Source organism: Streptomyces manipurensis (assembly GCF_049570255.1).
Taxonomy (GTDB): Bacteria; Actinomycetota; Actinomycetes; order Streptomycetales; family Streptomycetaceae; genus Streptomyces; species Streptomyces manipurensis.
Genome location: NZ_CP186951.1, coordinates 1 through 12,370 on the forward strand (window position 1 = coordinate 1; position 12,370 = coordinate 12,370).

13 protein-coding genes and 1 pseudogene are annotated in these 12,370 nt (G+C 69.3%); 6 read left to right on the forward strand and 8 right to left on the reverse strand.

Translation table 11 applies throughout. The annotated features are described in order from the left end of the window. Positions 1-525: 525 nt before the first annotated feature. Positions 526-765, reverse strand: a complete 240-nt coding sequence (locus ACPU2J_RS35315; protein ID WP_423835059.1) for a hypothetical protein — start codon at positions 763-765, stop codon at positions 526-528. Between the two features lie 256 nt (positions 766-1,021). On the opposite strand from ACPU2J_RS35315, the gene ACPU2J_RS35320 reads away from it, so the two are divergent. Next, positions 1,022-3,556 carry a Helicase associated domain protein gene (locus ACPU2J_RS35320; protein ID WP_423835060.1) on the forward strand — a complete coding sequence of 845 codons (2,535 nt, stop codon included), beginning with the start codon at positions 1,022-1,024 and terminating at the stop codon, positions 3,554-3,556. A 31-nt stretch (positions 3,557-3,587) separates the two neighbouring features. Here the strand turns inward: ACPU2J_RS35320 and ACPU2J_RS35325 are convergent, their stop codons facing one another. Together ACPU2J_RS35325 and ACPU2J_RS35330 are read right to left on the reverse strand one after the other, a co-directional pair. Further along, positions 3,588-4,358 (reverse strand): hypothetical protein, encoded by a 771-nt coding sequence (locus ACPU2J_RS35325; RefSeq protein ID WP_423835061.1) that lies wholly within the window; start codon positions 4,356-4,358, stop codon positions 3,588-3,590. Between the two features lie 76 nt (positions 4,359-4,434). Then, a complete protein-coding gene (locus tag ACPU2J_RS35330) occupies positions 4,435-4,626 on the reverse strand; it encodes a hypothetical protein (protein WP_420077933.1) in 192 nt (63 codons plus the stop codon). 339 nt (positions 4,627-4,965) lie between these two features. Here ACPU2J_RS35330 and ACPU2J_RS35335 point away from each other — a divergent pair, with 339 nt between their 5' ends. Then, the gene (locus ACPU2J_RS35335; RefSeq protein ID WP_420077934.1) at positions 4,966-5,178 is read left to right on the forward strand and encodes a hypothetical protein; all 213 of its coding nucleotides are present in this window, start codon (positions 4,966-4,968) and stop codon (positions 5,176-5,178) included. A 56-nt stretch (positions 5,179-5,234) separates the two neighbouring features. Here the strand turns inward: ACPU2J_RS35335 and ACPU2J_RS35340 are convergent, their stop codons facing one another. The 3 genes from ACPU2J_RS35340 to ACPU2J_RS35350 form a co-directional block, all read right to left on the reverse strand. Then, positions 5,235-5,690, reverse strand: a complete 456-nt coding sequence (locus ACPU2J_RS35340; protein ID WP_420077935.1) for a MarR family transcriptional regulator — start codon at positions 5,688-5,690, stop codon at positions 5,235-5,237. Continuing rightward, positions 5,687-6,172, reverse strand: coding sequence for a MarR family winged helix-turn-helix transcriptional regulator (locus tag ACPU2J_RS35345; RefSeq protein ID WP_423835062.1), 486 nt, complete (start codon positions 6,170-6,172; stop codon positions 5,687-5,689). Before ACPU2J_RS35345 ends, ACPU2J_RS35340 begins: the two co-directional genes overlap by 4 nt. Positions 6,173-6,271: 99 nt before the next feature. After that, positions 6,272-6,919: a TetR/AcrR family transcriptional regulator gene (locus ACPU2J_RS35350; protein ID WP_423835063.1), complete on the reverse strand. Its 648-nt coding sequence runs from the start codon at positions 6,917-6,919 to the stop codon at positions 6,272-6,274. 161 nt (positions 6,920-7,080) lie between these two features. On the opposite strand from ACPU2J_RS35350, the gene ACPU2J_RS35355 reads away from it, so the two are divergent. Both ACPU2J_RS35355 and ACPU2J_RS35360 read left to right on the forward strand, forming a co-directional pair. Further along, positions 7,081-8,568 (forward strand): serine hydrolase domain-containing protein, encoded by a 1,488-nt coding sequence (locus ACPU2J_RS35355; protein WP_423835064.1) that lies wholly within the window; start codon positions 7,081-7,083, stop codon positions 8,566-8,568. Between the two features lie 161 nt (positions 8,569-8,729). Further along, on the forward strand, positions 8,730-9,164 hold the full coding sequence (locus ACPU2J_RS35360; RefSeq protein ID WP_423835065.1) for a MarR family winged helix-turn-helix transcriptional regulator: 435 nt from the start codon (positions 8,730-8,732) through the stop codon (positions 9,162-9,164). 162 nt (positions 9,165-9,326) lie between these two features. Here ACPU2J_RS35360 and ACPU2J_RS35365 read toward each other — a convergent pair whose 3' ends face one another. Together ACPU2J_RS35365 and ACPU2J_RS35370 are read right to left on the reverse strand one after the other, a co-directional pair. Next, complete coding sequence (locus ACPU2J_RS35365) at positions 9,327-9,878, reverse strand: dihydrofolate reductase family protein (protein ID WP_420077940.1); 552 nt, start codon at positions 9,876-9,878, stop codon at positions 9,327-9,329. 78 nt (positions 9,879-9,956) lie between these two features. Then, entirely contained in the window at positions 9,957-10,502 is a 546-nt protein-coding gene (locus ACPU2J_RS35370) for a dihydrofolate reductase family protein (RefSeq protein WP_423835066.1), read from the reverse strand. A gap of 171 nt (positions 10,503-10,673) precedes the next feature. Between ACPU2J_RS35370 and ACPU2J_RS35375 the strand changes: the two genes are divergently transcribed. Together ACPU2J_RS35375 and ACPU2J_RS35380 are read left to right on the forward strand one after the other, a co-directional pair. Further along, positions 10,674-11,597 (forward strand): LysR family transcriptional regulator, encoded by a 924-nt coding sequence (locus tag ACPU2J_RS35375; RefSeq protein ID WP_399823656.1) that lies wholly within the window; start codon positions 10,674-10,676, stop codon positions 11,595-11,597. A gap of 256 nt (positions 11,598-11,853) precedes the next feature. After that, positions 11,854-12,323: pseudogene (locus ACPU2J_RS35380) on the forward strand (transposase); the annotation flags it as partial. Positions 12,324-12,370: the final 47 nt, after the last annotated feature.

Sequence of the window (12,370 nt, forward strand, 5' to 3'; positions counted from 1 at the left end):
AAAGTTGAAGTGGCGCAGGCAGGGTAACCGAGCGCTGGCGCGCTCAGGAGAGACGCCCTCCGCTGCGCTCCGGGCGGGCGGTGCTGACGCACCGCCGGATTCCCGCGCAGGCGCGGGAATTGATGGGCCGCGAGCGGCCCATCGAGAAGCTCGGCGCAAGCGCCGAGCTGGTGGCGCTGACGCACCACCAGATGCCCGCGCAAGCGCGGGCATTGACGGGCCTTCGGCCCGCCAGGGGTGTCCGCTTACGCTCCCACCCGATCCTTCCGGCTGCGCCTCCAGGATCCGGCCCGCTGCCGCGGGCGCCGGCAGCAGTGGGGTGCACTGGTGGTGTCAGTGGCCCCGGTTAACGTCCTCCTTCGACGGGGTCGGTGGCGAAGCCTCCAGCACGGGAAACCAAACGGCATCAACCTCCCGGCTTGCGCGGGGGTGGTTACGGCCTAACCGGCGCCGGGGCAAAAGGGCCACGCGAACGCTTGCCGGCGCCGACCCAGGCCCGGATCGCGGAGAGCTAGGACGCTCGGCCTACTGCCGCCAGGCTTCATCCTCCAGGCGGTCCAACCGCGCCTTGGTCGACTCCTTGCTGCGCACGAGCTTCCACGTCTCCTTCATGCACTCCCAGAACGCAGCTATGCCGCCGGCGATGAAGAGCAGCCGGAAGGGAAGCCACCAGCCTTCCTCGGACAGTCCGACACCGCACATGCACACGCCCATGAACAGTGGCCCAACGATCTTGCGCAGCCACAGCTCGAACCCGTCCAGCAACTTCCCCACCCCTACCTGAACCGAGCTCACCCCCGGACGGGGTGATGCTCCAGGTTCATGATCAGGCACCCGTGATGAGCGCGGACCCATCGGGGCTGAGTCGGATCGAATCGGGCGGCTGGGCCAGTCGGCCGCGGTACAGTCTTCTGTGTGCATCACGCTGTATGTGATGCGTGTAGGTGTGTAGGATCCCGAGAACATCGCCACCCCCTCCCTGGCGGGTCTGCCCGCCGCTTCTAGTTCCGTGGAGTGCCGAGTGCAGAAGTCTGGTGACATCGTGCTGCGTCCTCACCAGGAGGAGGCGGTGGAGGCGATTGTCGGGGGGCTGGATATCCCGCCGGGAAAGCGGATTCCGGAGGCGGGACTACGGGCTACGGTCGTTTCCGCGTGCGGGACCGGGAAGACTTTTATCGCCGCGGCGGCGGCGCTCCGGCTGGCGCGGCACGGGCGGGTCCTGGTGCTGCTACCGACGCTCGATCTGCTGACGCAGACGGTGCGGGAGTGGCGGCTCGCCGGACACACCGGGCCAGCTGTCGCGGTCTGCTCCCTGGAGGACGATCCGCAGCTGTGGCAGGACGGTGTACGGACAACGACGTCGGCGCCCCAGCTCGGGCTGTGGCACGGGCGCGGCCCGGTGACGGTGTACGCGACCTACGCGTCGCTGCCGGTCATCGCCGAGGCGCATGAGGGCGCGTACGGGCTGCCGATGGACGTCTTCGACCTGGTGATTGTCGACGAGGCGCACCGCACGTCCGGGTCGGCGGGGAAGGCGTGGGCGGACGTCCACCGCCAGGAGGTCATCCCCGCGATGCGTCGGCTCTACATGACCGCGACCCCAAGGGTCTGGATGGAGCGGGCGCCGCGGTCCCGGGCGCAGGAGCGGGGGCAGGAGGAGGCCCGCCGGCGCGCAGAGGAGGAGCGGAGGGAGGGGGCTGAGGCGGAGGGGCGGGTGTACGTGGCCCGGCCGCGGTGGGACCGGCTGCCGAAGGACCTCGCCTGCTCGATGGACGATCCAGCAGTGTTCGGGCCTGTTGTCTATGAGCTTTCGCTTGCTTCGGCTATTTCCCGGGGGCTTTTGGCGAAGTATCAGATTGTGGTGGCGGAACTCACCGACCCTGTCGTCACACCGCAGCGGCTGAATAGTGAGGAGCGGTACGAGGAGCAGTTGCGGGGGCAGCGGCTGGCGGCGACGCAGACCGCGCTGCTGGAGACGATGGCCGAGCACGGGCTCCAGACCACCATCACGTTCCACCACCGGACCATGGAGGCGGAGGCCTTTGCCGTAGGGCTGGAGCGGGTCGCGTCGCGGCTGCACGCCGTCGACCCCGGGCGGCATCCCGGGCGGGTGTGGGCCGGCTGGCTGTGCGGGGAACACGACGGCTCCCACCGGCAGACGGTCCTCGCGGACTTCGGGCGCAGGGCAGGGCGCGCCGTGCTCTCGAACTGCCGGGTCCTGGGCGAGGGCGTCGACATTCGGGCCACCGACAGCGTGGCTCTGATCGATCCGAAGGGGTCGGCCGTCGATATCGTCCAGGCGATCGGTCGGGCATTGCGGCAGAAGCCCGGTGAGGGGAAAATGGCCACCCTGATCGTGCCTGTTTTTCTGCGGGAAGGCGAAAAGCCGGAGGACATGCTTTCGTCGGATTCCTATAGGCCTTTGGTGCGGGTTTTGGCGGGATTGCGGGCGCATGATGAAAAGGCTGTGGAAATGCTTGCTATTCCGCAGGCGAATCAGAAAAGGATCGTGGACCCGTCTCGGCCGGTCGGGCAGGAGCCGGAGGAGGGTGAGGAGGAGTCGCGGCTGCTGCTGAAGTTCGCGACGCCGCGGGACCCGGCGCTGATCGCGAAGTGGATCAGCTACCAGGTGATCAACACCGAACGGCAGGACTGGCGTCGGGGAGCCGAGGCCGCGCACCGGTACCGGCAGCGGGAAGGGGATCTGGAGGTCCCGTACGAGCACGTGGAGGCGGCGGGGGCGTTCCCGCTGGGGCGGTGGCTGTCGGACCAGCGGCGGGCGTACCGGGCCGGGACCATGACCGGCGAACGGGCGGCCGAGCTGGAGGGGCTGGGGATCGTGTGGGACACCGCCGACGCCGGCTTCGCAGCCAACCTCGGCGCGGCGCGGGCCTACTACGAGCTCCACGGGAGCCTCGCGGCGCCGCGGGGCGCCACGATCATGGACGTCCAGATCGGGCAGTGGCTGACGAACATCCGCCGCCCCGGCGGGCTCGGGAAGGACCCCGTACGCGCGCAGCGGCGGGCCGCGGCGCTGGCCGCGGTCGACCCGGACTGGAACCCGGCCGCACTGGGGTGGACCGTGGACTGGCAGCGGCACTACGCCTACCTGACGCAGCTCCTCGCCGAGGGCGCGCGCCTGGCCGCGGTCGTGCCCGGGGTGACCCGGCACGGGGACGACGTCGGGCGGTGGCTCGCCACGCAGCGCAGGAACTGGGCGCGGCTCAACGCCGAGCAGCAGCGCCGGCTCGGCGAACTCGGCGTGAAGAAGGCCTCACGAGCCCGCAAGACGGCGGTGAAGACGGGTGCGGCGTCCGGGCCGCGGGCCGGTGGGGAGGCCTTCCAGAAGGGCTTGCAGGCCCTCGCGCAGTACGTGGCGCGTACGGGATCGGTGACGGTCCCCAGGGGACATGTCGAGACCGTGAACATCGACGGCACCGAGCACGCCGTGAAACTCGGCATCTGGCTGACCAACACCAAGAGCAGGCGGGCCAAGCTCAACCAGACACAACTCGACCTTCTCGCGGAGCTCGGCATCCACTGGGCGCAGCCGTAGCGGGGCGGCTGCTTGTGAGGAGGCCGTGGCGTCAGTGGGCTGTGGCCCGCATGGTGTACCTGTTCTGGACGTGTTTCAGGAAAGCGTGGGTGTGTTGAGTGAGCGGCCGGTGCTCGCTCTCGTCGATGACCAGCGCCATGAGCACATGGTCGGGGCCTCCGGGTACGGCGTCGCGCAGCATGGAGGCGCGGAGGTTGGGCCAGTAGCGGCCGTGGGCGAATCCTGAGGCGGCGCGCCAGGCTGCGCTGACCTGGCGGGACTGGAGGCCGATGCCGTCGGCGGCTTCCGCTATCAGTTTCCCCGCTTCCGGCTTGGCGAGTCTGCCCTGGATGCCCAGGGACGAGGCCAGGTCGTCGATGTCCTGGACGCGTTCCCGTCCCGTCTTGCCACCAGCGGTCGGCACGTGGTTGGTGTCTTTCTCATGCTGAGCACGGTTTCTCATGTCCTCTCGCCACAGGCGCAGGGTCCGTTGGCGACGCTCGGCACGGTCGTTGCCCCCGAGGAGCCAGGTAGCGGTCGCAAGGTTCTCCAGAGCGCCGCGCATGAGGGTCCACGGACTCGAGGGATCCACTTCGCCGTGCAGCACGATCCTGCGCAGCGCGTCCGCGTGCGCGACTGCCGCGGTGAACGAGTTACGGATCAGCGTGGATGCGGCGTACGGGCCCAGCGGCGCGTCGTCCGTGGCCAGGCTGCTCGATGGCTGCGGCGCTGGCAGCTGCCGGTACGCACCCTCCCCTCGCAGACGCTCGATGTCCGCGAACAGAGGCTGAAGATAGCCGTACTTGAATCCAGGCGGTGTCATGGCCGCAGGGTAGAACCGCCCACTGACAAACAGGCCGGGCCTGAACGCGTGGCACCAAGGACCAGCACCGGCGGGGTTACCTGTAGTGGGCTGCCCCGTTGTAGGACATGCCCAAGGCCGCGGTGAGCTGTTTGATGTCGAGTTCGGCGGCGAGGGGGAGCAGTCGGGTGGAGCGCAGGATGCGCGGCAGCAGGCCGGCCGGGGCGAGGCTGTCGCGGGTGTGGGCCGCGCCGGCTGGTTCTTGGGTGGTTCTGGTCAGGCGCGTCACGGGGATGTGCGGGTTGTCCGTGCGCAGCGAGGTTCGGTGGCGGAGGCACCCGCCACGCAGTCCGCTTTCCCGGACGCACCCTCGACCTCACACTCGATGAGGCAACGTGGAAGGCGCTGACAGCCTCGCCGGCACCGACATCACCCAAGCCTCTGCAGGCGAGCGAGCCGCACTGCGGCTGCGCACCGTAGGCCCTCCTGCGGTCCGCTGCCTCCGACAGAGCCGGGCACTCCTGGCCCAACCTTGCTCCAGTCGCCAGCAGGGTGTGCGCCCCGGGTAACCCTGAAAACTCGCGTAGGTGCCGCGGTAGTAGCAACTCCAGTAGCTCACGACCCGCCGTTGAAGGTGCTGAACCAGATCTTCGGTTTCGTGGAGCCGTTGAACGAGACCGGCCAAGGCTTTCCCACCAGCGGTCCGGCCGCCTGGGCACTGTGGACGACGTACGCCCCGCTCCTCGCCTGGGGCCCGCTCCTCGCGGTCCTCACCGTGGCCTACCACCGACGCCGCCGAGCGAACGACGGATCGGCTGCCGCTCGGCCCGAAGCCGGATAGCCGGTCTTCGGGCAGTCGATCGGCCTCGGTTATCGGTTACAGGGCCGGTCCGGAGGTCAGGCGGTCAGCGCCGCAAGCTCCGCGTTGGCGCGCTCGGCGACCAGGTCGAGGACGCGCCCGGCGGCGGCCAGGTCCTCGGCGGGTATCCCGCCCCAGATCCGTGCGCTGATGGGGCCGGTGTCCGCGCCGGCGGCGGCGAGCAGCGCGCGTCCCGCGTCCGTGGAGTGCAGGTGCGTGCCGTCCGTGGCGAGCAGTTGCCTGTCCAGCAGCCCGTCGAGGGTGGCGCGGATGTCGGCCGGGTCGGCCTTGAGGGAGTCCCGGATCTGGTCGATGAGAGCGTCCGGCGTCAGTGGGGCGTCGGTGGTGATGGCGGCGCGCAGGGCGACCTGCTCCTGGAACGTGGCGCCGTGCCGGGCCAGGACGTGTTCCAGTAGGCCGCGGGCGGCGTAGTGAGCCAGGCCGAGGGCCCGGGCGTCGGCAACAGGTGCGGGGTTGGATGCGGTGGCGGTCATGGTGTGCTCCTCTGGCCGTTCGGCGGGAATGGGGTGAGAGGTGCATCGAGCAGGGTCCTCAGCTCGTCGGTGAAGGCGCGCGTCCGCGGGGCGCCGAGGCCGCCGAGCGGCTCCAGCAGCTGCTGGTGCAGTTCCTGGACCACGTCGATGGCCTGCCTCGTGATGGCCTGGCCCTGCTCGGTGAGGGTGAGCTGTACGGCACGCGGGTCTCGGGGATCGCGGGTGCGGTCGATGAGGCCGGCCGACTCCAGGGCGCGTGCCAGTTTCGAGACGTACAGCGCCTCCAGGCCGGTGTGGTCGGCGAGGCGGCGCTGGCTGGGCCGCTCGCCGGCACGCTGCATGCCGTGCAGTGATGAGACCAGCGAGTACTGCGCGTGGGTGAGGCCCAGCGGTGCCACCGCGCGGTCGACCGCGACGCGCCACTTGTTGGAAAGCCGCCACACCAGGAATCCGGTCGTGGGGCCCGGCGATACCTTGCTCATGCCGAATAGAGTAGATGCCTATTATGTTCATGGCTACTATTTTCGGGCGGGCATGACGGCCCACCCGTCGCCCGGCAACCCGCGGACGACTGCCCGCCTTCAGGGGTGCGCCACCTGCCCTGCGTACTGGCGGCACTCGCCGGTGAAGACGGTGGCGATTTCGGCGTCGAGCAGGGGGGCCACCAACCGGGCCACCGCCGCCCCCGCGGGCTCGCGGTAGACCTGAAGCGCGAGCCCCTCCATGACTGCGACGAGGCGTACGGCGGCGGGCAGCGGATCCAGGCGCTCGTCGACCTCGCCGCACTCCTTGCCGTTGTGGACGGCGCGGGCGATGTCCTCGCGCATCTTTCGTGCGGTCTCGGTGTCGACCTCGGCGAGGGCCGGGGCGTCGAGGGCGCGGCCGGCGAAGGCGCGGGCCACGCGGTACTCGGTGCGGCGGGCCTCGTCCAGGGGGATGCACTCGGTCATCACCTCTGCCATGACCCGTGCGATCGGCAACCGGTGCTCGACGCCGTCCCTGATGCGTGCCTCGACGCGGACGCGAATGCGGGCGGAGATCTCGCGGAAGGCGTGGAGCAGCATCTCATCTTTGTTTCGGAAGTAGTGCTGCACCAGGCCCACGGACATGCCCGCGGTGGCGGCGGTGCGCGCGACAGTGACGGCGTCGAGCCCGCTCCGGGAAATCAACTGGCTGACGGCGTCCGCGATCTGACGGCGGCGCTGTTCGTGATCGGCGGTTCTCGGCACTTGATAACCGTACCAGCGTACGGTTATAACCATATCTCCATACGGTTATCCGCCGTGCCCCACGGAAGGACGAGCTCCTCATGCCCAGCCTGCTCCGACCAGCCGCCGCAGCCACAGCCTCCTTCCTGCTTGCCCTGCCGCCCTTAGGCGAGGCGCCGGCAGTGGCGCACCCGCCCGCCCCGGCGGACCGCTTCGCGGCGATGGACGCCTATGTACGGGAGCGCATGGAGGCCACCCGCGCGCCCGGACTCTCCTACGCCGTGGTCGGACCTGACGGGCCGATCCACGCACGAGCCTGGGGAGTGGACGGGCACGGCGAACGGGTTACGGCCGAAACCCCCTTCCTGTGGGGCTCGGTCGCCAAACCGATCGCGGCGAGCGCCGTGATGGCCCTCGTACAGGACGGCCGGATCCGACTCGACGACCCGGTCGTCGACCACCTGCCGGCCTTTCACTTCGGCGGCGAGAGCCATGCCAGTCGGGTCACCGTGCGCCACCTGCTCCAGCAGACCGCCAGCCTTCCCGAATCGGCCACCTTCAAGGTCACCGACTGCGTCGAGGCCGACTGCCCGGGCGCGGCGGAGCGCGTCGCCGAGCTGGACGAACTGCAGCCTCTCGGCCCGCCCGGCACCACGTACGCGTACACCAGCGCCAACTACCTCGTCCTGGCCGCCGTGGTCGAATCCGTGACCGGCCGGTCCTTTGCCGACCATCTCAGGGACAGCGTCCTGCGCCCTGCCGGCATGCACGGGGCGATCGCCGACCGAACGTCCTCGCGGGAGAGGAACCTTCCGCCCGGGCACCAGCTCCTGTGGGGCGTACCGTCCGCGATCGCCGACGGTGTGGACGACGACGGCGCCGCCTACGGCTACACCGGAGGAGACCTGAACGACCTCGCAGCTTTCGCCTCCCTCCAACTCCGGTCAGGGAAGGCCGGCAAAAGCACGACCGTCCTGACTCCCGAGTCCATCCGTCTCATGCGTGAACCAGGCCGGCTCCACCCGTCCGGCGCCGAAACCGGATACGGGCTCGGTTGGCGCGTCGGCGGTCTGGAGGCCCCCCTCGACACCGCGATCTGGCACACCGGTGCCACCCCCGGCTACTCCGCCATGATCCTCCTCCTGCCGGACCAGGACCTCGCCCTCGTCCTCCAGCAGAACCTGCACGGCCTCCTTCACGACGGGGCGGTCATGCAGGTCGGCTTCGGCGCCGCCCGCATCCTCGCTGGAGGCGCCGCCCCCACCGGTGCACCCTCGGCCGCGCCCTACCACGCCACCGTCTGGGGCCTCACCGCCCTGGCCCTCGCCCTCCTCGCCGCAGCCTTCCGATCAGTCGCCCTGCTCCGGCGGCCCGCGCCGCGTCGCGTCGCCCGCACCGTCCTGTGGTGCCTGGCCGGCGCCCTGCCCTGGATCGCCCTGGTGGCCGCCCTCGCTCTCGTGGGCCCCCGGGCCCTATGGATCTGGATACCCGACGCGTTCATCGCCCTGAGCACGGCAGCCGCCGCCGGAACCGCCACCATCGCCCTGAGGCTCACGGCCGCTTACACCGGCAGGAGCACCAGCAGGAGCGCCAGAGGGGCGGATCGGCCGGACGTGCGGACCGCGCGGTCTCATCCGGACCCCTCCCCTCACAATCGAACAACAAGGTGACGCACCGCGACCCCTCCCCCCACCCCAAGGGGGTGCCCACGCTTCACCAACCGGTGAAGCAGCCTCAGAAAATAGTAGCCATGTACTTAATAGCCATGTACATTATCTTCACGGAAGCGGCCCTCCCAGGGCCGCCTCGAGTCGCCTTGGAGGAGCCACCCATGACATCCGTCCTGAACCCGCAGATCCTCGGCCAGGCCGAGAACGCGCACCGCGCGATGCTCGACAAGATCCTTGGCGCCCACCCGGGCATGACATACCAGAAGTGGGTCGGCCTGACCCTGACGTCCGGGGCCGGCGGCGGGCTCCCCCGAGAAGAACTCCTCGGCCGCTTGGGTGGCGCGCTCAAGGCCGACCCCGGCACCACCAGTGCCGCCGTCACCGGTCTTGTCGCGAACGGCCTGCTCGAGGCGGGCCCCACGGACAGCGTGCGTGTCACCGCGACCGGCCAGGAACGGTTCCAGGACATTCGCAGTGACGTCGACGGCGCGATGCGGATGGCCTACGCAGACATCTCCGCCCAGGACATGGCCACTGCCGGGCGGGTCCTGGCCCAGGTCACCGAGCAGTTGAACAGGGTGCTCGCAGCTGCCTGACCCCGTCCGGTGTGGCGCGCCTCGGACGGCCTGCGCCCAAGTCGCCCGAGCCGTTCCGCCCCACACCGGGCAGGATCCCCCTTCTGCCGGGCAGCAGGGAACCCTTGCAGGGCGAAACACGCCGACCCGACAGCGCCCGGCTGGCGGACACGGTTTCGGGGACTACTGGGCCGCTGCCGCGTTCGAGCGCTCGTACGAGAGGACCACGACTCCGGTGTCGAGAGCCTTGGTGCCCGTGTGCCGCAGCCGGTGCCGGAATCCGTCGGCGGCGAGAGACCCGCCGCCGGCGATCACCGGGTGGACCCAGAAGTGGATCTCATCGAGCAGGTCGTGGTCGAGCATGGTCTTGGCGACCGGGCCGAAGCCATACATGAGGATGTCGCCGCCGGCGCGCTCCTTGAGCGCGGCGAGCTCCTCGACGGCCTTGTCCTGTGGGAACACGGTGGTTGCTCCCCAGTCACCCCCGTTCAGGGTCGACGAGACCACGTACTTGTCGATGGCGTTCATGCGGTCGGCGAACGCGCCGGCCCGGCCGGACCAGGCGGCCGCAAAGTTCACGTAGGTGTCGCGGCCCATCAGCAGCGCGTCGGCATCCCCCAGAAGCTTGGTCGCGTAGCGGTCCAGTTCGTCGCTCCAGTAGTCGAAGGACCACTGGTCGAGCTTTTCGATGTCACCGTCGAGGGAGACGTAGGTCGAGTTGATGATCTTGCGCATAGGAGTTCCGATCTCTTGTCTTGGGACAGTGAACCGAGAGGGGTTCAACGAGGAGCCGAGTTTCGCGGTCCGGGGTGGTCACGGGGCCTTGGCCGGTCGGTAGTCGAGGACGACCGCTCCGGAACTGAACGCCGCCGTGCCCGCGAGCGTCCACGTGGTTCCGACCGCACCGTCGCAGAACAGGCGCCGCCCGGTGCCCACGACGACCGGGTGGACGAACAGCTTGAGTTCATCGACGAGACCGTTCGCGACGAGGTGGTCGACCAGGGTCACGCTGCCGTAGACGAGGAGGTCTTCACCGGGCTCGGACTTGAGCAGGGCCACCTGCTCGACGACGTCGCCTTCGAGGATGACGGTGTTCCACTCCGCCTTGTCGAGCGTGGTCGTGGCCACGTACTTCGGGATGCGGTTCATACGGGCGGTGAAGGCATCCGACTCGTCGCGCATCGGCCATGAGGCGACGAACTCCTCGTACGTCACACGGCCGAGCAGCAGCGCGCGGCTCGCGATCAACTGGCCGTGCTGGTATTTGGCGTGCTCTGCGTTCCAGAAGGAGGACGTCCACGAGGGTCCTTCGACCACTCCGTCCATCGATACGTACATCACGACGACAACCTTGCTCACGACGGCGGGCTCCGTTCTCACACGACAGGGGCGAACGCCCCGCGGAGGCACCCGCAAATGGCGGGGGCGTGCACGATGGCGGTATCTCTAGCGTTCAAGATCGGCCAGCACACGACAAGACCGGATCACAACACGCTTGTTGAGCGTGAGTACACGGACAGAGGTGGGTACATGTTGGAACGTTTCGAGCTCGAGGCCTTCCTCACGCTGGCGGAGGAACTGCATTTCGGACGGGCCGCTGAGCGCCTGCATGTGACCACGAGTCGGGTCAGCCAGATCATCAGGAGGCTGGAGCGCCGCGTCGGCGCACCCCTGTTCGCACGCAGCAGCCGCAGCGTGGAGCTGACCGGGCTGGGCCGGCAGCTGCGCGAGGACCTGCTGCCCGCGTACCAGCAGATAACCAGCGGGCTCGCCCAGGCCATCGCGACCGGCCGCGGTGTGCGGATCAAGGGCGTGGTTCGGGTCGGCTGGTCCGGTCCGTGGTGCGGGAATCTGGTGGTCCAAGCCGCCGACCTGTTCCGTGCCCGAAACCCGGACTGCGCGGTCGAGATCCAGGAGATCCAGCTCCGCGACCCGCTCGGCGCCCTCCGGGCCGGCACCGTGGACCTGCAGATGACCGAGTTCCCGGTGCACGAGCCCGACATCACCACCGGGCGGCTCATGTTCACGGAACCACGCTCGCTCCTGGTCCCGTCGGACCACCCCTTCGCCCACAGGACGTCCGTCTCGCTCGAAGACCTCGCGGACACATGCCTGATCACCATCGCGGATGCAGACATCCCCGTGTACTGGATGGACCGGTACTTCCCCAGGCGGACACCCTCGGGACGCCCCATCCCCCAAGGGCCGGCGACGAACTACTGGCCGGAGGTCCTGGTCCTCGTCGCCTCCGGCGTGGGTGTCAGCACGGTCGCCGCCCGAGCCGAGCAGTTCCACAGCAGACCGGGAATCGTCTTCGTTCCGTTCCACGACGCCTCGACCATCGACTACGGCCTGATGTGGCCGACAGCCGGCAACAACCCGCTCGTGGCCCCCTTCCTCGCCGTGATCGACGAGATCGCACCCGCGAGCGACCACCAAACCGGGACCTGGTAATGCTCGCCAGGTTGCTTGGTCTTGCCTGTTTGCGGGCAGCTTTCGCCGTATGAGGCTGGGGGATGGAACGGCTCCGGAGCGAGTGGGTCGGCGCACTCCTTGAGCGCGGCGAGCTCCTCCACGGCCTTGCCCTGAGGGAACACGGTGGTAGCCCCCCCAGTCGCCCCCGTTCAGGGTCGACGAGACGATTGAGGCCTGATCCTTTGGAGTGGACACCCTGACAATGGATCTTGATGGTCCAGGGAGGGATGTCCAGGTGGGACGCAGGTCTCCATATCCGGAGGAGTTCAGGAAGGACGCGGTCCCGCTCTACCGTGCCGCCGCCGGGAAGAGGACCTACGCGGCGGTGGCCTCGGATCTCGGCATCACCGCGGAGTCGCTGCGGACGTGGGTGCGCAAGGACGAGGCCCAGGCCGTGCCCGGACGCCGTGACACGGGTGGCGAGGCGGAGGAGCTGGCCCGGCTGCGGGCGGAGAACGCCCGGCTGCTGAAGGCCGAGAAAGAGTGGCACCTCGAGCGCGAGATCCTTCGCCGGGCGGCCGCGTATTTCGCTCGGGCGGTGAAGTGAGCCCTCGCCGCTGGGACTTCATCTCCGACAACCGCGCCGACTTCGGCGTCAAGCGGATCTGCCGGGTGCTCGGGGTGTCCCGCGCTGGCTTCTACCGCCATCTGGCCACCGGGCAGGCCCGCGCCGAGCGCCAGGCAGAGGAGAAGCGGACCGTGGCTGGCTGCGTAGGTGAGAACCGGCTCTGGTCCACTTTCCGTGGGCGCGT

Excerpts from the sequence above, each read along its gene's own strand:
- ACPU2J_RS35325 (WP_423835061.1), bottom strand. The coding sequence starts at position 4,358 with ATGACACCGCCTGGATTCAAGTACGGCTATCTTCAGCCTCTGTTCGCG.
- ACPU2J_RS35340 (WP_420077935.1), bottom strand. The coding sequence starts at position 5,690 with ATGACCGCCACCGCATCCAACCCCGCACCTGTTGCCGACGCCCGGGCC.
- ACPU2J_RS35345 (WP_423835062.1), bottom strand. The coding sequence starts at position 6,172 with ATGAGCAAGGTATCGCCGGGCCCCACGACCGGATTCCTGGTGTGGCGG.
- ACPU2J_RS35360 (WP_423835065.1), top strand. The coding sequence starts at position 8,730 with ATGACATCCGTCCTGAACCCGCAGATCCTCGGCCAGGCCGAGAACGCG.
- ACPU2J_RS35365 (WP_420077940.1), bottom strand. The coding sequence starts at position 9,878 with ATGCGCAAGATCATCAACTCGACCTACGTCTCCCTCGACGGTGACATC.
- ACPU2J_RS35375 (WP_399823656.1), top strand. The coding sequence starts at position 10,674 with ATGTTGGAACGTTTCGAGCTCGAGGCCTTCCTCACGCTGGCGGAGGAA.